This window comes from Candidatus Hydrogenedentota bacterium, from assembly GCA_019637335.1.
Classification (GTDB): domain Bacteria; phylum Hydrogenedentota; class Hydrogenedentia; order Hydrogenedentales; family JAEUWI01; genus JAEUWI01.
The window spans coordinates 56,555-83,020 of record JAHBVV010000026.1 but is presented as its reverse complement, the minus strand read 5'-3'; the positions used below and the strand labels follow the sequence as shown (position 1 = coordinate 83,020).

Here is a 26,466-nt window from a genome sequence, read left to right as displayed (position 1 = left end):
GCGGTTCGGGAAGGGCGATCGGCGCAGCCGCCGCTGCTGGACACGCCGCATCCGGGGTTATGATAGCAAGGCCTCCGGCGCAAGGCAATTTTGCCGTTCAGGCCCATTTCTCGCAGCCCCGGAACGGCATACAGGCGCCTTCGATGTACCGCGGCCGGGGATTGTACTCATTTACACCGGGAGGCGCGTCCCCCCGCAGGTGAAAGGCGCTCGGGTGGGGGCCGGGTTCGTCGCGCAGGATCCGGGTGCTGGTCGGAATGTAGCGGATGGTCAGAGCGCGCCGCCATTTGGGCGAGGTATTGGGGTTGGAGCCGTGAATCACGTTGGGATGGTGAACCGACACGTCCCCGGGCCCCAGAATACAATCGACCGCCGCCGATTCGTCCACCAGGCCCGCGTCCATGCCCGAGTTCAATACGTTGGGGACATCGTTCCGCTCGGCGAGGGCCTGCAAGTCCATGGTCTGGGTGCCGGGGATGACCCGCATGCACCCGTTCTCCGGCGTGGATTCCGTCAGGGCGAGCCACAAGGTGACCACGGACATCGGATCGAGCGGCCAGTAGCTGCCGTCCTGGTGCCAGAGCACGGCCTGGCCGTCGCGGGGCGGCTTGCAGATGTAGTGGGTGCCGTAGAGCGCGATGTCCGGACCGATGTACTCCTCCGCAATATCGAGGAGGCGCGGGTCGCTTACGAGGCGTATCCAGAAGGGGTCGTGCTGGCACAGGGTATGGTGCAGGTGCTCCGGGCGCAGATCGGGATGTTTCGCCAGGAGCCAGTCGACGTGCGCGTTGGCCTCGGCTATCAGGCCGGCGTCCAGCACCGCCCGATAAATGGCGAAGCCCGAGGCGTCATAAAGGTTGCGAGGGGACAGGTCCGTTTCCATGCAGCGTTCTCCGGTAGATATGCACGCCGTGCCGCGCGACGCGTCATGGTAGGCCAGCCGACCCCGGAAAGCAAGGATCCGCGGGGCGAAGTCCGGTATTGATTTCCCGTCGCGTGAACCGGGGCCGACAACTCCTCTATACTGTGGCGCCCGCGGACCCGCCGCCCCCCGCCCCATCTCGAAGCGCGCGGGGGCAGTCAGGTTCGCACATTCAACCGCCGGGTAGTATCGCGGAGTATCCCTATTCGTGTCTCAATCCCTCACGCTTTCCAGCCAGGCCCGGCTGGTGCTTGTGCTGAATGTCCTCTACAACGTGGCCGACGCCCTGTGCAGCGTGTTTGTGGGGGTGTACTTCTACGTCCACAGCATGCGGTTCGAGGTGGTCTGTTATCACTACCTCGCGCTCTACGCGGTGACCCCCGCCGTGTACCTGTTCTCCGGCTGGTGCGCCCAGCGCTTCGACCGCCTGCATGTGTTTCGCATTGGCGTGGGTTTCCACGCCCTTTACTACGGGGCGCTCTTGTGGATGCGGGAGGGCGCGACGGACCACCCGGTAGCGTTGGGCGCCTTGCTCGGGGTGGCGTGGGGTTTCTTCTGGGCGGGCAACAACACCTTCAACTACGACGCGGTGGAGGCGCCGCAGCGGGATTACTTCTTCGGATGGCTCAACGCGGTCACGGGCGCCTCGCGATTCGGCGCGCCGGCGGTGAGCGCACTGATAATGTGGCGGATCCCGGAGGAGGAGAAGGGCTACTATGTGCTCTTCGCCCTGGCCGTCGGGCTGTACCTGCTGAGCATCCTCGCCAGCGCCGGGATTACCCGCGACAGCCGGGGACGCCCCTTCAACCTGAGGCGGGCCCTGTTTCCCGGCCGCGACCAGCGGGACTGGCGGCTTGTCATGGCCGCGTCCGCGACCCAGGCCGGCTCTTTCCACATCTTCTACTTCGTGCTCGGCCTGGCCATGTACATGAAAACCGAGAATGCGGCGCTGGTGGGGGTCTACACGGCCCTGCAGTTTATGGCGGGCATCATCGTGTCGTATATGGTGGGCCGGACCGTTCGCCCGGAATCACGCCTGCGCTCGATGCGGATCTCGGTCACGCTGCTGATGGGGGCGGCGTTGATGATCGCCTCGCTGCTCAATGCGTGGACCCTGGTGCTGTTCGGCATTCTCCGGTCCATTGCGCTGCCCATGTTCATGATCCCCTATTCGAGCATCCGGCTGGATATTATTGACCGGAGCGCGAGCGAGCCGGCGGAGCGCATCGAGTACATGTGCGCGAGCGAGGTTCCGCTGGCGGGCGGGCGGGTGGTCATGATGGTGTTGCTGCTCGTCCTGGTGGGGGGGCTGGGCGAGCTCGGCATGCGGATCGGGCTGTTTCTCCTTTGCGCGAACAGTATTTTCTCCTACCTGCTCATCCGGCGGACCAGCGTGGTGCAAAGCGGCCCGCCGGTGGTATGATAGGAAGAGGTCTGGAGGGGCCTGACGGGTCATACAGGCGCGCGCGGGCGTGAAACATCGCCGCGGGCGCGGGAAGCAGCTTCCGGGCGCCGGACTTCGGGCCGGCGCGCGGACGCAGGGCGGTTTATGGCGACGAAACGGTCCACCATACAGCGGTACAGCGTTACCTGCAAGTGCGGCAATGTCATGCGCGTTCGGAAGCGGCATTTCGGGCGGATGTGCCGGTGCACCGTATGCGAATTCCCGATTTACGTGACGGTCAACAGCGTGACGCCGCCGGTTCACCCGGACGACAAAGTCACCTTCCACCACTACGACGCGGATTCCATACCGTTTGAGTGGGAAAAGGGCGATCTATTGATGGAGCTCTACGACGTGCGCGACGAGCTCGGGCGCGGCGGTATGGGCGTGGTGCACCGGGTGCATCACCGCGGCTGGGGCATCGATGTGGCGGTGAAGAGCCCCAAGGAACGCCTCGTTTCGGAAAAGGGCTGGGTATCGACCTTCGAGCACGAGTGCGAAACGTGGATCAACCTGCCGCCCCACCCGAACACGGTTATCTGCTATTGTGTGCGCCGCCTCGGCGGGATCCCCCGGGTGTTTGTCGAATATGTGGACGGGCCCGACCTGGGCAAGATGATCCGCGACCGCAGCCTCTACGCCGGCAGCCGCGACGATGTGCTCGACCGGATGTACGACATCCTCATCCAGACCGCCCTGGGGCTGCACCACGCGCACGTGAACGGCGTGGTCCACCAGGACGTCAAGCCGAAGAACATCCTCGTCGGCCCCACCGGCGAGGTGAAGGTGACGGACTTCGGCCTGGCCCGCGTCGGCGTAATGGAACGGGATTCGACCCCCGGAACACCCGGGCGCCTGGTGCGGTGGGGGCCGCTGGGCGGGACGCCGGTGTACAGCTCGCCGGATTACACGCGGCTGAACGAGGTCACCGCGCAGAGCGACGTCTGGAGCCTGGCGCTGGCTACGCTGGAGATGTTCGCCGGGGAGGTGTTCTGGCACGACGGGCGCGAGGCGCGCAAGGTGCTCAAGACCCTGCTCGAATACGGCGCGCGGTATCCGGAAGTCCCCCGCGTTCCCGATTCGCTCGTGCCGGTGCTGGAGCAGTGCTTTGCCGACGAGCCCAACGAGCGCCCGGACGGCATGCGCGGCCTGGTCGCGCTGCTGCAAGACTCCTACGTCCGGGAACTTGGCCGACCCTATGAGCGCAGCCGGCACGACATCGAGATCCGGAATTTCGATCTGATGAACAACCGCGCGGTGTCGCTGGCGGACCTGGGGCAGTCCCACGAGGCGGAAGTGCTGTGGACGGAGATCCGGGGGGCGGACCCGACGCATATCGAGGCGCGCTATAACCTGGCGCTGCACCAGTGGCGGACCGGGCGTATCTCGGACAACGAGGTGGTGGCGAAGCTCTACCGGATCTGCGCGCTGCACGAGGGAAACTGGATGCCGCCGTACCTGCTGGCCCGGGTGCTTGTCGAGCGGGGCGACGCGGCCAACGCGTGCACGGTGCTCGAGAACCTCGCGCCGGAGCACAAGCGGATCCGCGAGGTCGCCTTCGGGATCGCCGTATCGCACGAGCGGCTGCCCAAGGACCGCAAGCTGCTGTGGGAGGCGCTGGCCCATTCCTCCCCCGTGACGGCGGTGCACGCCTCGCGCGACGGCAGCCACCTGCTTTCCGGCTGCGAGGCGGGGAAGGTCCGGTGGTGGAAACGCGAGGAGCACCTGCTGATCCACACGCTGGAGGGGCACGAGGGCCGGGTGAACGCGTTCGCCTTGCGCCGCGCGGAGACGATCGCGCTGTCCGCCGGGGAAGACGGAGCGATACGCGCCTGGGATCTCGCGGGCGGGGCCTGCCTGCACGTGCTCCGGGGCCACGAGGGGCCCGTGTGGTGTCTCGATCTCTGTGACGAAGCGCGGACGCTGGTCTCGGGCGGCGCCGACGGCACGATACGCCACTGGAACCTGATCACGGGCGCCTGCGAGCACGCCATCGACACGAAGGCGTCCCCGGTGCGCAGCGTGGCGGTCAGTTCGAATGGGCTCTACGCCATCAGCGGGCACGAATCCGGGACGATCGGGGTCTGGGATATTCGGAAGGGGAAACGCCTCAAGGAATTCACGCAGAACAAGGGGCCCGTGCTGTCCATGGCCGTAAGCCACTCCCGACCGATTGTGGTCACCACCAGCGGGCAGAATATCCGCGTGTGGAACCTCGGGCGCGGGGAGATCCTGCATACCCTGCGCGGCCACAAGACGGACGTCACGAGCGTCTGCATCGACCAGATGAACCGTTTCGTCCTCTCCGGCTCGGCCCAGGGCACGCTGAAAATCTGGGACATCAAGACCGGCCAGTGCATCCGCAGCCTCCCCGGCACCGCGCCGCTCGCCCTGAGCCAGGACGGCCGCTTCTGCTTCACCGGGGACACCGGCGGGATCCTCAAGGCCTGGAGGGTCCACCTCGACGAAGCGCCCCTGATCGCGCCGTTTGTGATCTGCCGCGATTTCATGAAGAAGTCCGAGATACCCGAAGTCGAGGTTTGAGGGGCAGGCGGTGAGGGCGTATTGGGATTCCGGGCTTCCGCCGGGACAGGCAGGGATGCCTATCCTCCTGTTCGGCGCCTGTCCCAGATGGGGCCGCCAGGCGACGGGGGCGCTGGCAGTCTCGGATGAGTTCGATCCGCCGAGCGCGAGGACGATGATCGAATGACACCCGCACTCGAGCCGTGCGCTCGCTTGTCAGAACTTGAAACTCACGCCCAACATGGGGCCGGACAACGTGGAATCGTAGCGCCGGCTATCATCGCGGTAGTCGATGTCCACATGCCGGTAACCGACGTTTATCGCATAGCGGTTCGACAGGTCGTAGTGAAGATTCGTGGCGAACTGCCATGTCAAGCGGGACCCCGCGCCAAAACCACCAAAATCCAGGCGCCAGTCATAGCGCCATTTCTTCGCCAATTGCATCTGGTGGCGAACGCCGACAAGCGGCTCGACCCAGTGAAACGTATCCCGAAAACGCCCCGCAATCTGCACCTCCACATCGGAATTGAGGTGAAAGTAGCGAAAGCCGGCCAGAAGGTCGAGGCCATGCCGCTCGCCGCGGAACTGGCGAACGCCAGCCGCCTCGATCATGGCCTGGCGAATGTCTGAGTGAACGGCCAGCCCGTTTGAATGGGATTGATTTGAGAGCCGGACATACATCGCATCCGCGTAAAAAGCAAAGCGTTTGCGATGCGCCTCAAAGAACAGGAGGCCACCGTAGTCGAATTGGCCCAACGCGTCCTCAATGCTGGTGAACTCCGACTGGAGATAGGAGGCCGTGCCAATGGTTAAGTCGTTGGTCGGGAGCCACGCGTACGGGAGCAGGACAAATGTCCACGCGTCCTCTGGCCTCATCTCGGGCGCCACCGACTCTTCCGCCGACGCCGGGGAGACGTGGGAAAGCAGTATCAGCATCACGAGAATCAATTTGAATTCCACGCGACGAATACACAACGCGTAAACTGACCTGCTCAACACCATCCTCCTTCAATACGTGGATGCCGGGAGGCGTTTCACGCATTATGCGCCGCCCGCGCGCAGCGGCAGATGGAGTATAAAACTTTCTGTAAAAGGGGCTAGACAAAGATGGCCGTCATTTGCTCCAGTCTAGGTGTTTTTGGAAGAAGCCAAGACGAGGAGTAATGACAGCCATGAAGGATTTTGCGGATTATCTGAGCCAGATTCAAGAAGGAGGGGAGGTAGACATCATGAAGTTGATGCTGGAGACCATGGCGAAGGCGGTGATGGAGGCTGGTGTGGCCGAGCACGTGGGGGCGGACCGTCACGAGCGCTCGGAAGGCCGGAAAGGCCATCGGAACGGGTACAAGCCGCGCAAGCTCAAGACCCGGGTTGGCGAGCTTTCCCTGGATGTCCCCCAGGTGCGCGGCACGGAGCCGTATTCGCCGCTGTTCTTCGCCAAATGGGAGCGGAGCGAGCGAGCGCTTTTGACGGCCTGCGCGGAGATGTATTTCATGGGCGTATCCACCCGGAAAGTGAAGCACGTGCTGGAGAAGATGGGCGGTTTTAGCCTGTCGGCGAGCACGGTTTCCTGCGTGGCCCAGGAGCTGGACGAGAAGCTCGCGGAGTTCCGGGAGCGCCGTCTGGACGAGCGGGAATGGCCTGTACTGATGGTGGACGCGTGCTACGTCAAAGCCCGCTCTCACGGCCGGGTGCGCAAGCAGGCCGCTCTCGTGGTTGCGGGCATCAACGATGACGGGCGCCGGGAAATTCTCACCTGGCGTCTGGCGGATTTGGAAAGCGAGGCCACCTGGACCGAGGTGTTCCGCGAATTGCGCCAGCGTGGCGTCACGGGCGTTGAGCTGGTCGTCTCGGACGGGCACCTGGGCATACAGGCGGCGGTGGGCACGCAGTGGTCCCAGGCCACCTGGCAGCGTTGCTGGACCCACTTCCAGCGCAACGCGCTGGCCAAGGTGGGTCACAAGGATAAGAAGCCGCTGGCGCAGGAGCTGCGGGCCGCCCGGAAGATTGAAGACGTCAAGACAAGCCTGGCCGAAGCGGAGCGCGTCGCGGAGCGCTGGGAGAATCAATACCCGCAAGTCGCCACGCAAATACGGGAGCAGTTCGAGGAGACCCTTGCCACGCACGACCTGCCCGGCCCGTGCCGGCGGCGGGTGTACACGACGAACATGATCGAGCGGGTCATGGCTGAGATCAAGCGGCGAACGAATGTCGTGGGCATCTTCCCCAATGTGGCGTCCGCGGACAGGCTGATTGGCGCGCACCTGCTCGAACGCCATGAAAGCTGGGTCTGTGAGCGGGCGCGCTACCTTACGATGAACTGGGTGGACGAACGCAGGGCGAATACGAAGAAGCAGAAGCAGAACGCGGCATAACCAATACTAGTACAGTTTCCCCCTCCCCCCGGGGGGAGGGGGAAACTGAAAAACAACCCGAGGTCAAAACCTAAACCCAGGCTTCAACCAAGACACCAAGACAAATTACAGAAAGTTCTTGACACCAACCAGCGGCACAAGCGCAACGCAGTTGCTTCCGCGGGCGATTGGAAACGCCGGGGCAAGCATTCTCTCGCTGAGACGTCGCAAGGAGTGTTTGGGATTATCCGGGAACTCCTTCCCTTCAACGGTGTTCAACATCCCGAGAGCGCATGATCCTCGTTTAAATCGCAACCGTTTGTGATGTATCAGCGGTTGCGACGGGTTAATCTGGTCCGCAAATCTCGGGAACTCGCCATGAAAAGAAGAGAATTCCTGGTCGCGTCGGTTGGGTTGTTGGCTGGAAGCACGTGGGCTGAACTGCCTGGGGCGCGGTCGGACGGCGCGTTGCCACCGGGCGGCAGCGCTCCGGGACACTCCAAGCCGAATATCGTGGTTATTCTCGCGGACGACCTTGGGTACGCCGACCTGGGATGCCAGGGTTGCCGGGACATCCCCACTCCCCACACAGATTCATTGGCGACGAATGGCATTCGCTTCACGAACGGCTATTCAAATCACCCGGTTTGTTCGCCGTCACGGGCGGCGCTTCTGTCCGGGCGCTATCAACACCGGTTCGGCTTTGAACACAACTCCGGCCCGGAGGAGCACGCCGCCGAGAATTTTGGTCTGCCGCGCGAGGAGCTTACCCTGGCGGAACGCCTCAAGGGGCTGGGGTACGCGACAGGCATGGTGGGAAAGTGGCACGTGGGCTTCAACGAGGGGCTTCGACCACATGAGCGCGGATTCGATTATCATTTCGGCTTCCTGGGCGGCGCCCACAATTATCTGCCGGGAGGTAAATCGCGTGCGGCGCTGGTGCGCAATGGGGAGCGTGTTGAGGAGAGCGACTACCTCACCGATGTCTTCGCGCGCGAAGCGTCCGACTTCGTGGACCGCGGCAAGGACGGCCCGTTCTTCCTGTATCTCGCGTTCAACGCCGTTCACACGCCCTTGCAGGCCACCGGCAAGTATGAGGAACGGTTCGCCGACATCGCGGATCCGAAGCGGCGGACCTACGCGGGCATGCTGTCCGCGATGGACGATGCCGTGGGACGCGTGCTGGGTAAACTCCGGGAACACAACCTCGAAGAGGATACCCTGGTCTTCTTCTACAGCGACAACGGCGGTCCGACCCGGCAGACCACGTCGAGCAACGCGCCATTGCGCGGATACAAGGGCCAGGTGCTCGAAGGCGGCATCCGCGTTCCATTCCTCGCGCAATGGAAAGGCGCGCTCCCGGCGGGCGCCGTGTATCCGCATATGGTCATGGGCTTCGATGTGCATGCCACGGCGCTCGCGGCCGCGGGGGGCGCCATGCCCACGGAAAAGCCTCTGGATGGCGTGAACCTGCTTCCGTACCTTACGGGCAAAGAGGATGGCGCGCCGCACGAACGGCTTTTCTGGCGGGCGGGCCAGCAGCGCGCAGTGCGGGAGGGCAATTGGAAGCTGGTCCAGGTTGCAGGGGAGGAATCCCAGCTCTATAACCTCGGGGAGGACATCGGGGAGAGCCGTAATCTTGCCGAAGCGATGCCGGATATCGTCCAGAGGCTGCAATCGGTCTATGGAGACTGGGACAAGCAGATGAGCCCCGCGAAATGGGTGCGACAGGACGGGCGGTCTTCCCGTTCCGGCCGCCAGCCAGGGGAGAGACAGCCGAACGCCGAGCGCCGGGGAGCGCTGCAGGAGCGTTTCAACGAATACGACCGCGACCAGGACGGCAAAGTAACCGCGCAAGAGTTTCCCCGCGCGGATTTGTTCGAAGCCATGGACGCAAACAAGGACGGCGCCCTGACGCTTCAAGAAGCACAGAACTACAGCCGAAGCCGCAGGCAGGTGGAAGAGGAGTAGAGAATGTGCAAGCCGTTGGTGTTGGCAGTTCTTGCAGCCTCCACGCTGGTTATCGAGTCCGCCTTTTCCCAGGAAGGGGCTGGGTCGCGAGGCGTCTCCTTTGATCGCCTTGACAGAAACGGGGACGGCCGGATTGGGCGCGACGAGTATGAGGGGCCTCTATTCGAGCAAGTGGACACGGACAAGGACGGTTTTGTAACGCAAGCGGAGTTCCGTGGTTTCGTCGCGGGCCGGCGGGCCGGATCCCCGGACCGGGCCGAGTCGAGTCCAATTGCATCCCCCGCACCGGGAACTCTTACAGCAATTGAGACCGTTTTCGAACTTTGCGTGTATGACGCCGAGGCGCTTGTACGGTTCTATCGCGACGGTATCGGTATGCGCGAAATCGAGTCACCCGTCAAAGGCGCAGGCGCATTGCTGGAATGGGCCGGCTGTTACTTACGGCTTCGCGAAGTCGCCATTGAACCTTCTCCGCCCGCGACAGGTAGCCCCGTTCGGCAAATGCTGGCCTCCAATGGTTACCGCTGGTTTTCCCTGTGGTTCGCCGACGCGGCGGCCGTGGGCGAGCGCCTGGTCGCCGCGGGCTACCCAGCTCCCGTCAGGGGCGGCAACGTGTGGATGACGCGCGACCCGGAAGGCAACGTCGTCGAACTGATGGGGCTGCCGCGCGGCGTGACGGAAGAAACGTTTACGTGGGGAATGGCCGTCAGCGACGAGGCGGTCGCACGCGAGTTTTATGGGGGCGCCCTTGGCCTTCACGAGTTCGAACCCTGGACGCTGCCCCCACCGTTCAACGTTGAGATGTATCTCTTTGCGACCGGGGCCGGACGGGTCAAGTTTGCCGCGCCGCCGGGCGAACGCCCCAACGAAGCCGTGGCCGGTGATAACGCATTGGGACTGCGCAGCCTGACACTGCGGGAAGAAGACCTTGGCGCCGCACTCGACGGGCTGCGTAAGCGCGGCGTCTCGCTCGAAGAGGCGCGGGCCGCCGCCGGATCGCGCTGGCTTGTCCGAGATCCTGATGGCAACCGTATTTACCTTGAACAGGCGTCCGCGGAGGTAATCGCCGGGTCGAAGGCGAGGGCTTCCGCTTCTGAATCTCGGCCGCAGGTCGGGCGCGCTGTATCCCGCGACCGAGACGGCGCGGATTGGCAGGCGACCCGCGCACGACTGCTTGCCAACGCGCCGGAACCCGCACCGCACAACGAGGAAATCGTTGAGCAGCGTCCCGGCGAACCGCCGCTGAAGAAGATGCCCGAGGGCGACGCCGCACAGGATGCCACCGGCCGCGGTCAGCTTTTTGAGAGCATCTCTGTACCCGGCATCACCGATTTCCAGGAGGGCATGAACGGGTTTGCAACCGCCGATCTCAATGATGACGGGTTGCTTGACCTTTTGACCACGTTTTCACCGCGCCGGGGGACGGGGCAGCGCTTTGGCGCGGGCGAGAAGTTGCGTGTCTTTCTGAATGAGGGCGATTTCGTTTTCAAGCCGCACACGGTGACGCTGCTGGATTCGAAGGTGAGCCTGGACGACTTCGGGCGGGGCCAGGTTCCCGTGCTGGCCGACTTCAATCGCGACGGGCATCTCGACTTGTTCGTGACACGCCACGCCCCCATGTCAGGCGGAGTGAACCGGCGCGGCATCGAGTCCGTGGGCAATTCCCTGTTCGTTTCCGACGGCGCGTGGGACCGCTTGCGGGATGTCTCGGAGGCGATGGGCATTCGAAACGAACTCGCGTACAACCGGCAACCGTCGATCGGGGATGTGAATCGGGACGGCTGGCTCGACATCGCGATCGGCTGCGACAACATCAAGGATGCGCAGGGAGGCTTTCCGCACAGCCGGCTCTACATCTTCCGGCCGTCTGGCGAGCGGTTTGAGGACGGCCGATTCGAAGACATCGGGGGCACGGAACTGATCCCCGATTTCGGGGGCTTCCACCATGATCCGGCGAGGGACAAGGCCGGGCCCGACATCAATCTGTACGACCTCGACAACGATGGGGACCTGGATCTGGTCCAGACATTTCACGTTGACGTGATGGATCTCGAAGCGCCATATACGCCGGTGGAGTATCGTCAGGGCGTGTTTTGCTGGAAGAACATGTTGGTTGAGACGGGGCAATTCCGCTTCGAAAAAATCGTGGGGAACGGCCTGGCCTGTGAAGCGCGCTTGCGGTACGACCGCGAAGCAAAGACGCTGTCTCCGGAAGGAAGCGCGCCCGGCCTCCCCTATGTCTCGTTTGCCGACACCGACAATGATGGCGATCTCGACCTTCTCGCGGTTGGGCCCGGTATGCCCGGATGGGCGCCAAGAACGGAGTACGCCGGTGGACGTTTCTGGCGAAACCTCGGCGGATTCCTTTTTGAAGAGGCGACCGACGCCTCGGGATTGACCCCCGTAACTTGGACGTATGCGGAGTGGATGCATTTCTTCGACGCCCCGATTGCGAGCCGGTCCAGGGCGCGGATGAATGCCGACGAGCGAAAGCCCTACTATTCCGATGCCGTCTTCGGGGATTTCGACAACGATGGCTGGCAGGATGTCGTCGTGCTCGATCGCAGCGAATCCGCCAATATTTCCACGCGCGCGGCGCTCTTCATGAACCGTGGCCAGGGCGCCTTCGAACTTCAACCCACCACTTTCAGCGGGTTGGATGCGGGCGGCATCAGCGGGGAGGCGGCCGATCTCAACAACGACGGACTGCTGGACCTGGTGATAGCGAGCGATCCCGACAACAGCGGCATTCCTCTAAGCATGGCGCGCTACGAAAGCCGGGTTTACTGGAACACCGGTCTCCACGGCGCCCGCGAGAACCACTGGCTGCGGTTGCGTTTCTCCGGCCTGAATGACGCGGAGCTCATCGGCGCCCGCGTCGAGGTGCGTGATCCGGGATCGGGCAAGCTCCTGGGCGCGCGTTGGATACACCCCGCGCACGCCTACAAGTCCGGCGGGGCGCTGGAAGCGCACTTCGGACTTGGTGAACATGACGAAGTGGAGCTGATGTTGACCCTGCAAGGCGGCGAGACGCGCAGCTTCACCAAGGTCAACGTCGACAACATCCTTGACCTGGACTTTGCGACCGGGAATCTTTCGCGCGCAGAAGCAGGAACAGATCCTCGATGACTCGATGGCTCCTCCGCGCCTCGTTGCGTGGACTGCGCCTCGGTGGTTTGCGGTGGGACGCCCGCCCACGATTCCGCAAGGCGTACCCCCGTCGCAGCCCAACATGAATCAGGTGCAAACAGCGAATCGGCTCGGGGGCTCGTTTCGGGCGGGCCGGGTTGGGCATAATGGGGAACGGGCGCGCCTGGCTGGTTGGGCGCCGGAGGAATCCCGGGTTATGGAATACCGTTCTCTCCCCTTTCAGAAGATCCTGCTGGTTTGCACGAATTGCCGCGAGCCGGGTGAGCGGGTGTGCTGCGCGGAGCGCGGGAGCGCCGATCTGCATGCGGACCTGAAGCGGTGGGTCAAGGAACAGCGGCTGCAGCGCTATATCCGGGTGTGCAAGTCGGGGTGTATGGACCGATGTGAGTCGGGTCCGAACGTGCTTGTGATGCCGGATAATCAGTGGATATGTGGGCTGGACCATGCGGGGCTGGCGGCGTTGAAGGCGATGCTGGCGCGGGAGTTTGAGGCTGTGCTGGCAGATTCGGATTCGGCCTGAGCGGAGCGGGTAGTGGCGTGGGATTGGATGCGCGCCTTCGGCGCGATGGACAGCCGGGACGGCTATCCTACATTGGCGCCTTGCGGCGCTGAACACAGCCGGGACGGCTGTGCCACTTTCTTTTCGAGGTGGTTTTGGTGAGGGGCAGGGGAACTCTTGGAGCTTGGCTCACTTTGCCGCAGACAGGCCGAAGGTCCGCCGTGGCGGAAATGTCCGCGATCCTTTGCGCCTTTCGGCGCGATGCGGGCGGGCCGTCCACCACGGCGCATCTTCGACCCGCGCTCCCATTGGTCCACGTTTCGTTACTGGAATGGGGCGGCTATCCTGCGGTTGCGCCTTCGGCGCGATGGACAGCCGGGACGGCTATCCTACATTGGCGCCTGGCGGCGCTGAACACAGCCGGGACGGCTGTGCCACTTTCTTTTCGGGGTGATGATGTGGGGTTTGGGCGGGACGGCTATTCTCTGGCGGATTCGGCGGCGACGCGGCGGGCGAGGGCGACGGTGAAGTCGATCGCTTCCTCGATGGTTTTCTCTTCGACGGCGGTGAAACGGTCGCTGAGCTGGTTCCAGTGCGCGGGCAGGCCGGTATCGTCGAGCCCCATGAGGGTCAGGGCCTTCATCCCGCGCGACAGCGGGACGTGCGCGGCGGTGGGCACGGCGCGCAGGACGCCCGCGCGGACGGGGCGATCGGCGGCGATGGCGTTCGCGAGGCCGGTCATCTGTTTGTCGGCGCGAAGGGCGTAGAGGAAGCCCTCGGTCTTGAGGTAATGCAGGCGGCCGGCGCCGACGGCCTCCAGGTTGATGAACCAGGTCCGGTCGCGGGGCAGGCGGTGCGCGGGCAGGAAATGGCGCATGCCGCTCATCCAGGCCTCGTGGCTGCCGAGGGCCACCATCCAGACGTCGGCTTCTTCCACGGGGTTCCGGCGCAGGGCTTCGGCCACGCCGAGCAGGGCGGCCACGCCGGAGGCATTGTTGTTGGCGCCGCGGATGTCCTCGCCGCGCCCGGCCCCGAGGAAGAGCGCGAGCGCGCCGGCGCCGAGGGCCGCGATGGCGATCCAGCGGAGCCCGAGCCCCGGGTAGGGCGGGCCACCGGAGAGCGCGTCGGCGGCGCAGGTCGCCAGGACCAGGACCATGCACGAAAGCAGGAACAGGTGCATCGGGCGCAACAGCGGAATCCGGTTCGGCAGGGTCATCGGGGAGGCGCAGCCGCTGTCGTAGTAGGCGATGAAGACGATGGTGGCGCGGGGGCGCAGGCCGAGGAAGCGGGCGGTCACGTTCTGGGAGGGGTACTGCGGCATGAAGCGCGAGAGCCCGCGGTAGCCGGCGAATTCGGCGAGGTAGAGCGCGAAGACGCCGAGCCCGTAGCCAAAGGCGACCTCGGGCCAGAGGAACGCAATCGCCCCGACGATGAGAAACTCGGACATGTAGGAAGCGAAGAGGTAGGGGTAGTTTTCCGGCGCGTGGAACGGCTCGACGCTCACATCCGGCGTGTATTCACGCAGCCGGTCGGCGATATAGGCCGATGCCTCGCGCTCCTCCTCGCTCTGGGCGCTCCGGTGCGGCAGGCGGCCCGCCAGGTACATGAGGTCGTCGTGAATTTGTGTTAAACCCAAGCCACTTTCCTTCCGCGCGCGACCGTTTCCGTCCGCCCCAGTATAGCCGCGTGACGGGCGCCCGGGAAAGATCCGGAGGAACCAACGCGGGGTCCGTTGCCTATACGTCCAGGGCCTCGGCCACGGCGGCGGCGGCGTGGCGAAGGTCGTCCTCCGAATGGGCCCGGGTGACCGAGAATCGGAGCCGGGCCGTTCCCGGGGGCACGGTGGGCGGGCGGATGCCGGTGGCGATGATGTCGCGGTCCAGGAGGGCCGCGCCGAGGTCGACCGCGCGCTGGTTGTCCCCGACGGGGACGGGCACGATCTGGGTTTCGCTGGGCTGTACGGGAACGCCGCGCGCGCGCAGCTCGGCCTGAAACAGCGCGGATTGCGCGCGCAATTCGTCGCCCCAGCCCGGATGATCCGCGACGGCGCGCACGGCGGCGCGGGCGGCGGCGGCGTTCATCGGGGTGAGGCCGGTGCTGAAGATGAAACTGCGCGCCGTGTTGATCAGGAGGTCGCGGTAGGGGGCCGAGCCGGCCGCGAAGGCGCCGCCCGCGCCGAAGGCCTTTCCGAAGGTGCCGGTAATCAGGTCCGGCGTGACGCCCAGCGCGCGGCAGAGCCCCCCGCCCCCGCCCCAGACGCCGAGCGCGTGGGCCTCGTCGACCACCAGCACCGCGCCCGCGGATCGGGCGAGCCCGGCGATGGCTTCCAGCGGGGCCAGGTCGCCGTCCATGCTGAAGACGGAATCGGTCACGATGATTTTGCGTCCGGTGGGCGGCGCGGCGTCGAGCAGTTCGGCAAGGTGATCGGTGTCGGCGTGCCGGTAGACGTGGATCGCGGCGCGGGACAGGCGCGCGCCGTCGATGATGCTGGCGTGATTGAGGGCATCGGAGAAGATGGCGTCATCACGGCCGGCGAGGGCCTGGAGTACGCCCACGTTGGCCTGGTAGCCGCTGGGGAACACAAGCGCGGACGCCTGGCCGGTCAATTGGGCGATAGCCTGTTCCAGATTGCGGTGGATGTCCAGATCGCCCGACATGAGCCGGGAGGCCGTGGCGCCGCAGCCGTAGGCGTCGAGGGCCTCGCGGACCGCCTGCTTGAGCGCGGGCGCGTTGGCGAGGTCGAGGTAGTCGTTCGAGGAGAAATTGAGGAGACGGCGCCCGTCCTTATGAATGATGCCGCCGGCGCCGGGCCAACTGCGCAGCGCGCGCCAGCGGTGATCGTCGCGAATGGCCTGCAGGATGTGTTCGTAGGGGTGGGAAGACATGCCGGAATACCTGTGTGAATACGGGACTTCCGCAGCGCTGCGGCGGATGAATCTGGAAAGGCGAACCCCCTTTTGCGTATTATCCCCCGTACTGTCAGGCCAGATCCACAATCGCGGAGGGTTGAAACGCATGAAGCTGAATCCGAATATCTTTCGGGAATACGATATCCGTGGCGTCGCCGGGAAAGATCTTGATGAAAGCACGTATGAACTGCTCGGCAAGGCGTACTGCGCGTACATGCGCGGCAAGCGGAAGCACAACACGGTGGTCGTCGGCCGCGACGGACGCCTGACGGGCAAGGCCTACTCCCGCGCGCTCATTGATGGGCTCACGGCCTGCGGCATGAACGTGATCGATATCGGGGAGGTTCCAAGCCCGGTCCTGTATTTCGCGCTGAACACGCTGAAGGTGGACGGTGGCCTGATGCTGACGGCGAGCCACAACCCGAAGGATTACAACGGGCTGAAGATCGGCGTGGGAAAGACCACGATCTACGGGGACGAGATCCAGAAACTCCGCAAGATCGCGGAGGCGGGCAAGTTCCCGGAAGTGAACAAGACCACGACCATCACGCGAATGGATTTGGTTCCGAAGTATATCGCCCGGATTACGAAGGGGATCACGCTCAAGCGCAAGCTGAAGGTGGTGGTGGACGCGGCGAACGGCGTGGGCGGCGTGGTGGCCGTGCCGCTGTACGAAAAGCTCGGCTGCGAGGTCATTCCGCTGTTCTGCGATGTGGACGGGAACTTCCCGAACCACCACGCGGACCCGACGAAAGAAGAGAACCTCGCCGACATCAAGAAGGCGGTGAAGAAGCACCAGGCCGACCTGGGGATTGCGTTTGACGGCGACGTGGACCGGCTCGGCGGTTGCGACGAACTGGGCAACCCGCTCTGGGGCGATCGGCTGGTGGCCGTGTTTGCGGAGAACATCCTGAAGGACAAGCCGGGGTCGACGTTCATCGGCGAGGTGAAGTGCAGCCGCAGCATGTACGCGCACATTGAGAAGAAGGGCGGGAAGGCGATCATGTGGCGGACCGGCCACTCTCACCTGAAGGCGGCGCTGAAGCAGTTCCACGCGCAGCTGGCGGGTGAGATGAGCGGGCACATCTTCTTCAAGCACCGCTGGTATGGTTTCGACGACGCGATCTACTCGGGCGCGCGCCTGCTGGAGATTCTGGCGGCGGGCCGGAAGCCACTGAGCGCGCACTTTAAGCACATCCCGGTGCGCCCGATCACGCCGGAGCTCGAGTATGACTGCGAGGACGACCGGAAGTTTGACGTGATAGCCCAGGCGCGGGACTATTTCCAGAAGGACCTCGGGCTGGACGTGGTGACGATTGACGGCGCCCGCATCGAGTTCAAGGATGGCTGGGGCCTGCTGCGCGCGTCCAACACGTCGCCCAAGCTCGTGGTCCGCGTGGAGGCGGATACGGACAAGCGGAAGAAGGAGATTCTGGCGATGATCGAAGGCAAGCTCAAGGAGCTTGGCGTGAAGGTGAAGTAGTCCGTCCGTAGCGCTTATGATTCCGGGCCGCCGGCGATGCCGGCGGCCCGTTTTCGTCTCGAGTTACGAATGCGTGGCGCGGCGGTCCCGCCTACAACTTGGGCGTATTGGGTAGGCCGCCGGTGGCGATCGGCCCGACGATTTCCCGGGCCTTGTCCACCTTTTTCTCCAGGTCCTTGAGCTGTTTGGCCATTTCCTTGAGGTCGTCCCCGAAGCCGGCGGTGCGCGTCAGCGCCTTGTTGAGCGCGGCGATTTCGTCCAGCGCGCTCTTGAGATCCTTATCGCAGTTTTCGGCGTCTTTCATGGTGGACTCGACGTTCTTGCGAATGCCCGGTATTTTGGCCGAGATTTTCTTAAACGTTTTTTCCTGCTCCTCGATTTCGTCGGCCAGCGCCTTGACCTTCTTGGTGTCCTTCTCCTTCTTCAGCGCCTTCTGGTTGTCCTCAATTATTTTCTTGCCTTCCCAGAGGGCGCCGTTCAGGTTCTCGAACTCGGCATAGCGCTTCTTATTCTCCGTATTGATCTTACCGGCCTCTTTCACCAGGGCCTCGACCTTCTTCTCAAGTTTGGGGAGATCAGACTCAACATCAACCTTGGGCATATCTCTCTTCCTCCGAGGCGCGGCGCAAACGCACGCCCACTGTTTTCCCTGCTTATCCCTACCTGGACTCGACCACCGATACGCCGAAGCGGCCGGCGCGAAGGCCGTTCGTTCCGGAAGCCGGATTACGCTAGCACATGCCCCATGACAAAACAAGAGATTTTGTGACATTGAAGCCGGGTGAAGCAGCGGGCGGGCATGGCGCGCGGCGTATCCGCGATTCACGAGGTGGCGCGGTGGACAGCCGGGACGGCTATCCTACTTTTTTGCGGAACGGGTTTACGGATTCTTGTGTGGGGATTGTTCCGCTGAGCGGAACGGCATGCATTCCCACGGGGGACCGTGGGAACGAGTTTCGGGTGGTGAAGAGTGAAGGGGGAAGGGCGCTTTGGGTCTTGTGGCTTGTTTTGCCGCGGAATGTCCGCGATCCTGGCGCCTCGCGGCGCGATGCGGGCGGGCCGCCCGCGCTCCCATTGGTCCGCACTCCCGTTGTTGCGCGGGTTTGTGTCCTCGAGAAATCAATCCAACTTCATTCCGTAGAAGTGTTGCACGTTTTCGTGGTTTTTCCCGTCCAGGCAGGGCCCTGGAGCTAACAGAAATCTAACCGGATCCACGCACTTCCCGCAGGATGTTGTCGTAGAATTTCATTGGATAGCGGGCCACTCCAGGCCCCCTGTCCACGGCTGCAATTCCTGGAGTTTCAAGATGTTACTGCGCGGTATCCATGCCGCTTTCGGCCTGCTCTGCCTGGTCGCCTTTTTGCACGCTTGCTCGGCGGGGCCCACCGGCGGCTCCGGGGCTTCTCTCACCCGCCTTCAGGGCGCGGGGGCAAGTTTTCCCGCGCCGCTGTACATGAAGTGGTTCCGGGATTTTTCGGACCTTCGGGACGGCGTTCAGGTGGACTACCAGTCCGTTGGCAGCGGGAGTGGCGTCAAGAGCCTGATCGACCGGACCGTGGATTTTGCGGCGAGCGACGCCGCGATGACCGACGAGGAGCTGGCGCAGGTACCCGATGGGGTCGTGCTGCTTCCCATGACGGCCGGGAAGATCGTGCTGGCGTACAACGTGGAAGGGGTCGCCGGGCTGCGTCTTTCGCGGGCGGCCTATTCGGGTATCTTCCTGGGCGCCATCACGCGCTGGAACGATCCGGCCATCGTGGCGACGAACCCCGGCGTGGCGCTGCCTGATGCTCCTATCAACGTGGTGGTGCGGGCGGACAGCAGCGGGACATCGTACGTGTTCACGCAACACCTGAGCGCGATCAGTTCTGAATTCGCGGCGGGCCCGGGGACGAGCAAATCGCCGAACTGGCCGGTGGGCACGCGGGCGAAGGGCAATGAAGGGGTGACCGCGAGTCTGATGACGACGCCGGGGTCCATTGGCTACGTGGAATACGGGTACGCTTCGGGCCAGAAACTTCCGATGGCGCTGCTGGAGAACCGGTCCGGGGCCTATGTCGCGCCGACTCCGGCTTCGGGCCAGGCGGCATTGACGAGCGCGGCGCTGCCAGACAACCTGGTGGGCTGGATCCCGGATCCGGAAGGCGCGGACAGCTACCCGATCGTGTCGTACACCTGGCTTATCGGGTATCGCACCTACGGCGACGCCTCGAAGGCCGCGATCTTCCGCGAACTGGTGAATTTCTGCCTGGAGGCGGGACAGGCCGACAGCGAAGCGCTGGGGTATCTTCCGCTTCCCGCGGAGATCATCGCGCGGGTCCGGGCGGCCGCCGCCGAGATTCATTGAGGCGATCATGAGCCTGTCCAAACCGCCAACACGGGGGCAACGTACGGCGAACACCCTGCTTCGCGCCGCCAGCCGTTCGGCCGCGTGCGCGCTTTTGCTGCTCGTTATCGCCATCGCGCTCACGATTGGCGCCGAGGCATATCCGGCCATACGCCAACACGGTTTGGGCTTCCTGCTGGGTCGTGAGTGGGACGCGAACACGAACACCTACGGCATCCTTCCGGAGATCTGGGGCACGCTGTACAGTTCCCTGCTCGCGCTCGGGCTGGCGTCGGTTTCGGGCATCGCGGTGGCGATCTTCATCACCGAGGGCTATCTCGCGACCACGCTCACGGCTCTGCTCGTGCGATTCGGGGCGCGGGACAACGGGCTCTGGTCGGGCCTTCCGGCGCGCGCGGAGCATGTGCTGCGGACGCTTATCCAGCTGCTTGCGGCGATCCCCAGCGTGGTGTATGGCCTGTGGGGCATCTTTGTGGTTATTCCGGCCATCCGCCCCGCCTGCAATGCGATCCACGAAGCGATCGGGGGCATTCCGTTCTTTGGGACGCCGCTGAGCGGCCCGGGCATCCTGCCGGCCGCTATCGTGCTGTCCATTATGATTCTGCCGACCATCGCGGCCATCGCAACCGACGCGCTGCACGCCGTTCCGCGTCGGGTGCGCGAGGCGTCGCTGGGCCTCGGCGCGACGCGCTGGGAAACGCTGCTGCATGTGGTGCTGCCGAGCGCCTCCACGGGCCTTTTCGGTGCAGTGGTGCTGGCGTTCGGGCGCGCGCTGGGCGAGACGATGGCGCTGGCGATGCTGGTGGGGAACGCGAGCGCGATCAGCCTCTCTCTCTTCTCGCCGGCGAACACGCTCGCGGCGCTTCTGGCGAACAGCTTTCCGGAGGCGGGGGCAACGGAACTGCCGGCGCTGATGTACGCCGCGCTGGCGCTGCTTTGCATCACGCTGCTGGTCAACATGATGGGCACGGCGATCATGCAGCGCGCGACACGCTATGAGGGGAGCCGCGCATGAGCGCAATCACCGTGCACGATACCCGATGCCTGGAGCGATCGCTGGGGAGCCGACGCACGCTGGTGAACGCACTGCTGACTGGTTTGACGGCGCTGCTGACGGCGGCCGCGCTGACCCCACTGATGGCGGTGCTGATCATGCTGCTTTATCGCGGCAGCCAGCGCCTGGACCTGGCGGCGCTGACGCAGTTGCCCCCGCCGCCGATGCAGCCGGGCGGCGGTATTGGCAACGCGATCGCGGGTACCCTCGCGATGACCGGGCTCGCGGCGATGATCGCCGTTCCCGCCGGCATCCTGGGGGCGATCTACCTGGCGGAGATCGCGCCGGAGAGCCGCTTGGCGCGCACAACGCGATCCGCGGCGAAGGTCCTTTCCGGCCTGCCGGCCATTCTTGCCGGCGTGTTCACCTACGGCGCGTTTGTGCTGTTCACGGGCGGGTATTCGGCGGTGGCCGGCGGGATCGCGCTGGCGATTCTGATGCTTCCCACCGTGGTGCTGGCGGCGGAGGAGGCGCTGCGCGCTGTGCCGAACTCGATGAAACAGGCCGCGGCGGGGCTTGGCGCGACGCAGTTCCAGTATGTCTGGATGGTGCTGCTTCCGGCGGCGTGGCCCGGTGTGCTGACGGGGGTGATGCTTGCGGTGGCGCGGGCGGCGGGCGAGACGGCGCCGCTGCTGTTCACTGCGCTGTTCAGCAATTACTGGCTGGCGCCGGGCGGGCAACCCGACCTGATGCAGCCGACGGCCTCGCTTGCGGTACTGATTTACAACTTCTCCGGCGTGCCGTTTCAGAACCAGGTGGACCTGGCATGGACGGCGGCCCTGGTGCTCGTGCTGATCGTGCTTGCGGCCAACCTGGGGGCCCAGGCGATCGCGCGGCGCTACCGCCACTAGCGCGGCTGTGCTGGGACAGAGGAAGGAAGACGACGATGATACTCATGCGTGAATCACGGCCCGGCAGCGTGCTTACAGCGCGCACGGAGCGGGCGGAACGTGTGGTCGAGGCGTCCATCAACCGCCTGTACTACGGAACGTTCCTGGCGGTGCGCGACACGCACCTGGCGATAGAGAAGGGCGCGGTCACAGCGCTTATCGGGCCTTCGGGCTGCGGCAAGAGCACGGTGCTCCGCTGCCTGAACCGGATGAACGACCTGATTCCCGGATTCCGCCTGGAGGGAACGGTGCGCTTCCTCGGGCGGGACATCTACGAACCGGCGATCGATCCGGTCGCGGTGCGGCGGCACATCGGGATGATCTTCCAGCAGCCGAATCCCTTCGCGATGAGCATTTACAACAATGTCGCGTTCGGCCTGAAGATCAACCGCATCGGCGGCGACCGCGCGGAACGGGTGGAAATGGCGCTGCGCGGAGCGGCGCTGTGGGACGAGGTGAAGGACAAGCTGCACACGAGCGCGCTTTCGCTTTCCGGCGGCCAGCAGCAGCGGCTGTGCATCGCGCGGGCGATCGCGACGGAGCCGGAAGTGCTCCTGATGGATGAGCCGTGCTCCGCGCTGGACCCGATCGCCACGCGGCGCATCGAGGAGCTAATCGGCGAACTCAAGCGGCGCTATACGATTGTGATCGTGACGCACAACCTGCAGCAGGCGCGGCGGGTGGCGGACAAGACGGGCTTCCTGAACGTGGACACGAGCAGCGGCTGCCGCACCGGGTTCCTGGTGGAATTCGGGGACACCGAGCAACTGTTTCAAGACGCGCGGGATGCGCAGACGCAGGCCTACCTCCGCGGCGACTTCGGCTGAGGGCCTGTTCGCCGGGCGCCTGCAAAGTCGCGAGTGGCTATGGCCGTGTCAGGCGGACGGTGTTGGCGAGCCCGCTGAACAGGTCCCGCGCCTCCAGGACCCACGCGCCCCGAGGGTCATTCAGGGCGAACGGCAGGGCAACGGCGCCGCTACCCTCATCGGCGATCACGTGTCCGGGGGCCCACGTTGCGGTGGCGCCGTCCGGCTGGCGTAGCGCGAGTTGAATCGCCCGGGCGCCGCCGCCATTTGCCTGGATCACGATTCGGACCGGCGCATCCTGTTCCGCGCTTCCCTGCAATTCCAGCACGGGTGCGGCGGACTCCTCCGGCAGCAGCGCGTAGAAGCTGGCGCGCGCCTTGCGCAGCGCGGCTTTGAATTCCCGGACGTGGCCGAGGGCCTTTCCGGCGCGCAGGTCGTATACGAAGCGCGGCGCCGGGAGAGAGACCGTGACGTCTCGGTCCACATCATCCAGCAGGGCGATCAGTTCGACATCTCCGTCGCGCCAGCGGGTCACTTCCAGGCCCCGGGGATGAGGCAACTGCATCTCTTCGTTCCCCGGCGCGGTGGCGGGCGTCTGCTCCTGCTCGTCGAGGAGGCGGGCCACGGCGCGATCCGCGGATTCGCCCGACGCGGCACGGACGCGCACCGCCGGCTCCACGCCGCCCACGGCCAGCAGGCCCGGGAGCAGATCTTCCATCGGCGCATAGTACACGCCGAAATTCAGGAGGATCGCGCGCCCGTCGCCGTGATCGTTCACCACGGCGGCGGGATACTTCAGGCCGTGGTGAAAGTGGATCGGGAAATTCCAGCCGAGCGCCTCGCCGGTGGTCAGTTCAACGGCCGGGTCGGTGTGCATCTGGGGGTAGATGTCTTTCCCGTACCAGTTCCCCCACTCCATGTACAGCGGCGCGCCGTTCAATTCGCCCTGCACGCGCATGCGGTCCAGCTCGACCGCGTTCTGTTTTCCCGTACGCTTGACGCCGAACAGATCGTCCAGCGCGCCTTCCTCTCGGGGCTTGCAGCGGTCGTTGTAGAGCCCGGGGCGCAGGTCCGCGATGAGCGTCCCCCCGCCCTGGACGAAGGCGCGGATAACATCGGCTTCCTTGTCGCCAATGGCGAAAGCGAGTGGCAGAATGAGCACCTTGTACTTTGAGGCGTCAAACTCGCCGAGGCGCAACTGGCGGTCCGTGACATAGTCGAACTGGACGCCCGCGTTGTGGAGCGCCTCAATCCACCGCTCGTGGTCGCGCACGTAGAGCCCGTAGGACGGGTTGCCGTCGAAATGGGCGATATAGGTGGATGGCAGGCTGTAGAGCATCGCGACGCCGTCCGTCTCCATGGTGTAGCGCATGAGCAGGTCGCCGAGTCCCTCCCGCACGATTCGGGTGTCCTCGATGAGGGCGCGGGAGGTCGGGGAGGGCGCCAGGTCGGGCGCCAGGAAGCCGTGGTAGCCCTGGCCCACGTTGTCCAGGCGCCACCATTGAACCGCGTTAAAGCCGTTGGTGATCTGCCCCCAGTAGTAGCCGAGTTCAACGTCGGGATCCATGCTGTAGCCGATCCAGTTGCCGCGCGGGAAGGCTCCCTTCGCCAGCGAGCGGACCACCTCGCTGGCGGGGTCGTTGTAGGGGCCGAAGTACTCCATCTCGCGCATGAAGAGGTCGATATCCCCGCCCTGGCGCGAGCGCGTGGTCAGGCGGCGGATGCTGAAGCTGTCGGTGCCCTCAAATCCGGTGAGCGCGTGCGGGTCGATTTCCTTGAAGGCCTTCACGAAGCGCTTGCACCACTGCACGTAGGACCAGTTCTGGAAATCCTGCCGGTCGTACCAGCGCGCGAAATTCTCCCGTTGCAGCGCGCGCATTTCGTCGTTGATGTCGCCCATCTCAATCTGTTTTGCGCTGGTTACGTGGTCGTCGGTCTCGTTTTTCACGAGCCGTTGCGCGTAGAACTCCCGGAACCACGAGGGTGCGTCCGCGGCGGGCAGATCCCCCGCGGAATCGGCGTCGACTTCGTCGAAGGAGGCGAACCGCGTGCCCCAGGAGGCGTTCAGCGCCTCGATGCCGCCGTAGACCTCGTCGCGGAGGTAGTTCTGATACGCCACGCGGCAATGATCGCTCAGGCAGCCGGCGCGCACGGCGTTTTCGTCGCCCAGCGAGTAGACGAAGGTTCCCATTTTGCGTGCGTCGTCCGCGCGCGCGACGGTTTCCGCCACGAACTTCGCCATGCCTTCCTCGTCATGCACGCAACCGGACTTCAAGACGCCATTCTCGTCCAGCATGGCGAGCAGGGAGTGGCTGCTCGCGCGGAAACTTGCGGCATAGGGCACAAAGGCGAGATTCGCCGCCGACAGCGCCGGGAGCGGATTGTTCTGCAATACGGAGGTGACGCCGTAGCGCGCCATGGCCTGCGCGCCGTAGGGGGCGAGATCGGTGGTGTGCGCATTCCACAGGACGAAGTGGAACTGATCGCGTTTTCGGTTGGTGATGCGGACCATGGCGTGCGCGGTATCGAATTCGTATCCGCCGTTCGCCAGCACCGCCTCCACACGGACGAGCATGGGAAACCAGGCGGGCACTTCCACGGAAAATCTTGCCGCGCCCCCCGCTTCCAGCGTCGCGGGCGCCTCGCTCAGGAGCCGGTTGGCGCCATCATAGACGCGAACCACTACCGCATCACCGGCACGCATGTCATCCACCAGGATGGCGCCCTCGATGCGTTCGCCGATTTCGGCCCAGTCGCGGTCGAGATCGAGCGCGCCGATCTCCCGACCGGTCGTCACGAACAGATCGGCGCCCGCCCAGGTGAGCACACGGCCGTCCTTTTGCGCGCTCGTTTCGACGTAGTACGCACCACTGCGGAGCCATGGAATTTCCAACGGGAGAAGGCCCGTGCCTTCCGCCTCCTGCGTCACGATCTCGCGTTCATAGGAAACGCCGTCGCGGATACGCACCGTCAGCCGTGTCTCGGGCGGCAGTCCGCCCCAATGCAGGACCCATGGCACGTCGGGATTGAAGCGCCCGCCTGTGCCTTCGGGACCTATCGTTCTGGTGGGCTCTCCGGAGGCGCCGCTCGCGACAGAAAACCGCATCGCCTTGCGCGCGGCCTCGGCCATTTCCGGCGGGAGCATTTCGATGGGGTTGTTCCCGATACCGAGGAATCCCTGGGGGAGCTTGCCGGCAGCCCAGAGAAGCGCGCGCCCCTGGTGCTCCATCCGATAATCGAATCGTGCTTCCCAGCCGGCTTCATACGTGAGCGCCTCACGGGGAAACAAGTGGATGATTCGCGACTTCCCGTAGCTGTAGAGCCGCTTATACGCCAAGCCGGAAGGCATCCACTGCCGGTCCGCATCTGTTGGGAACTGGCCCGCTTGCAGGTTTCGCGCCTGGTCCTGCGGGGTAAAGGCATCCGCGCCCCAAGCTGCTTCCTCGCCAGTTCGCTCGTTGCCCACATACACCAGCCCGGTTCCCCGCTCCAGCGCCGCGAGCACGGCGGCTTTCGCCGTGTCGTTCAGCTTCGCCAGCGGAATCTGGTTCATGAAAATCACGTCGTACGGCGTTTCGAGGAGCCGCAGCAGGCGTTTCGTGGCCAGCTCCGGATCGCCATACCAGCGCGGATCGCCGTCGCCCACCAGGCGGTCGCCGGGCGGGAAGCAGTAGACCGCGTCGGCGTCCAGATCGAAGCGTTGCATCAGCTCGATCATTTCGCGGCATTCGGTCCCGCCCTGGTACCACGGCGCGAAGAAGAGCACGCGCGTCGTGCCTTGCGCGTAGGGCTTCGCCCACTTCGTATGCGGCGTTTCGAACTCCATGGAGAGGGCGTGCTCGGCGTCGAGCAGTTCGGGGCCGGGGGGTATGTCGGCGCGGGCGAAGAGGGTCAAGGCGAGCATAATCGAGGCTGCAAGGAATACCCAGAAATAACACTGTACCCGCGCTATGCGCCACTGCATGGCTGATCTCCCGACAACACATGAAAACCATTAAAGCCCGAAATAATGGAGCTTGAGTGTAGTGGAGTGCGGGCGCGCGTTCAAGCGGGTGGCGGGCTGTGAGCGTAAGACGTTGGCGGCGCGCCGCGCGTGTGAGGTGGCGCGGGAAAG

17 protein-coding genes are annotated in these 26,466 nt (G+C 64.7%); 11 read left to right on the top strand and 6 right to left on the bottom strand.

Annotated features, from left to right (window positions below; genetic code table 11):
* Positions 1-97: 97 nt before the first annotated feature.
* On the bottom strand, positions 98-883 hold the full coding sequence (locus tag KF886_21550; protein ID MBX3179945.1) for a phytanoyl-CoA dioxygenase family protein: 786 nt from the start codon (positions 881-883) through the stop codon (positions 98-100).
* A 247-nt stretch (positions 884-1,130) separates the two neighbouring features.
* On the opposite strand from KF886_21550, the gene KF886_21545 reads away from it, so the two are divergent.
* Positions 1,131-2,345, top strand: coding sequence for an MFS transporter (locus tag KF886_21545; protein ID MBX3179944.1), 1,215 nt, complete (start codon positions 1,131-1,133; stop codon positions 2,343-2,345).
* 126 nt (positions 2,346-2,471) lie between these two features.
* Positions 2,472-4,910: a protein kinase gene (locus tag KF886_21540; protein MBX3179943.1), complete on the top strand. Its 2,439-nt coding sequence runs from the start codon at positions 2,472-2,474 to the stop codon at positions 4,908-4,910.
* Between the two features lie 195 nt (positions 4,911-5,105).
* Here KF886_21540 and KF886_21535 read toward each other — a convergent pair whose 3' ends face one another.
* Entirely contained in the window at positions 5,106-5,885 is a 780-nt protein-coding gene (locus tag KF886_21535) for a hypothetical protein (GenBank protein MBX3179942.1), read from the bottom strand.
* A gap of 176 nt (positions 5,886-6,061) precedes the next feature.
* On the opposite strand from KF886_21535, the gene KF886_21530 reads away from it, so the two are divergent.
* The 4 genes from KF886_21530 to KF886_21515 all read left to right on the top strand — a co-directional run bounded on the left by KF886_21530 (position 6,062) and on the right by KF886_21515 (position 12,884).
* Positions 6,062-7,264, top strand: coding sequence for an IS256 family transposase (locus KF886_21530; GenBank protein ID MBX3179941.1), 1,203 nt, complete (start codon positions 6,062-6,064; stop codon positions 7,262-7,264).
* A gap of 357 nt (positions 7,265-7,621) precedes the next feature.
* Positions 7,622-9,214, top strand: a complete 1,593-nt coding sequence (locus KF886_21525) for a sulfatase-like hydrolase/transferase (GenBank protein ID MBX3179940.1) — start codon at positions 7,622-7,624, stop codon at positions 9,212-9,214.
* A gap of 3 nt (positions 9,215-9,217) precedes the next feature.
* The gene (locus KF886_21520; GenBank protein ID MBX3179939.1) at positions 9,218-12,343 is read left to right on the top strand and encodes a VCBS repeat-containing protein; all 3,126 of its coding nucleotides are present in this window, start codon (positions 9,218-9,220) and stop codon (positions 12,341-12,343) included.
* 217 nt (positions 12,344-12,560) lie between these two features.
* Entirely contained in the window at positions 12,561-12,884 is a 324-nt protein-coding gene (locus KF886_21515; protein ID MBX3179938.1) for a (2Fe-2S) ferredoxin domain-containing protein, read from the top strand.
* A 457-nt stretch (positions 12,885-13,341) separates the two neighbouring features.
* Here the strand turns inward: KF886_21515 and KF886_21510 are convergent, their stop codons facing one another.
* A complete protein-coding gene (locus tag KF886_21510; GenBank protein MBX3179937.1) occupies positions 13,342-14,499 on the bottom strand; it encodes a M28 family peptidase in 1,158 nt (385 codons plus the stop codon).
* 100 nt (positions 14,500-14,599) lie between these two features.
* Positions 14,600-15,748, bottom strand: coding sequence for an 8-amino-7-oxononanoate synthase (locus KF886_21505; protein ID MBX3179936.1), 1,149 nt, complete (start codon positions 15,746-15,748; stop codon positions 14,600-14,602).
* A 130-nt stretch (positions 15,749-15,878) separates the two neighbouring features.
* Between KF886_21505 and KF886_21500 the strand changes: the two genes are divergently transcribed.
* A complete protein-coding gene (locus KF886_21500) occupies positions 15,879-17,255 on the top strand; it encodes a phosphomannomutase/phosphoglucomutase (protein MBX3179935.1) in 1,377 nt (458 codons plus the stop codon).
* A 91-nt stretch (positions 17,256-17,346) separates the two neighbouring features.
* Here KF886_21500 and KF886_21495 read toward each other — a convergent pair whose 3' ends face one another.
* The gene (locus tag KF886_21495; GenBank protein MBX3179934.1) at positions 17,347-17,856 is read right to left on the bottom strand and encodes a hypothetical protein; all 510 of its coding nucleotides are present in this window, start codon (positions 17,854-17,856) and stop codon (positions 17,347-17,349) included.
* A 705-nt stretch (positions 17,857-18,561) separates the two neighbouring features.
* On the opposite strand from KF886_21495, the gene pstS reads away from it, so the two are divergent.
* Genes pstS through pstB form a run of 4 tightly spaced genes read left to right on the top strand, consistent with a single transcriptional unit; the run spans position 18,562 to position 22,373 of the window.
* Positions 18,562-19,602: a phosphate ABC transporter substrate-binding protein PstS gene (gene pstS / locus KF886_21490; GenBank protein ID MBX3179933.1), complete on the top strand. Its 1,041-nt coding sequence runs from the start codon at positions 18,562-18,564 to the stop codon at positions 19,600-19,602.
* A gap of 7 nt (positions 19,603-19,609) precedes the next feature.
* Positions 19,610-20,617, top strand: coding sequence for a phosphate ABC transporter permease subunit PstC (pstC, locus tag KF886_21485; protein ID MBX3179932.1), 1,008 nt, complete (start codon positions 19,610-19,612; stop codon positions 20,615-20,617).
* Positions 20,614-21,507 (top strand): phosphate ABC transporter permease PstA, encoded by an 894-nt coding sequence (gene pstA, locus KF886_21480; GenBank protein MBX3179931.1) that lies wholly within the window; start codon positions 20,614-20,616, stop codon positions 21,505-21,507. The genes pstC and pstA overlap by 4 nt, the downstream gene beginning before the upstream one ends.
* Positions 21,508-21,542: 35 nt before the next feature.
* Positions 21,543-22,373, top strand: a complete 831-nt coding sequence (pstB, locus tag KF886_21475; protein ID MBX3179930.1) for a phosphate ABC transporter ATP-binding protein — start codon at positions 21,543-21,545, stop codon at positions 22,371-22,373.
* A gap of 37 nt (positions 22,374-22,410) precedes the next feature.
* Here the strand turns inward: pstB and KF886_21470 are convergent, their stop codons facing one another.
* Positions 22,411-26,316: a beta-galactosidase trimerization domain-containing protein gene (locus KF886_21470; GenBank protein MBX3179929.1), complete on the bottom strand. Its 3,906-nt coding sequence runs from the start codon at positions 26,314-26,316 to the stop codon at positions 22,411-22,413.
* Positions 26,317-26,466: the final 150 nt, after the last annotated feature.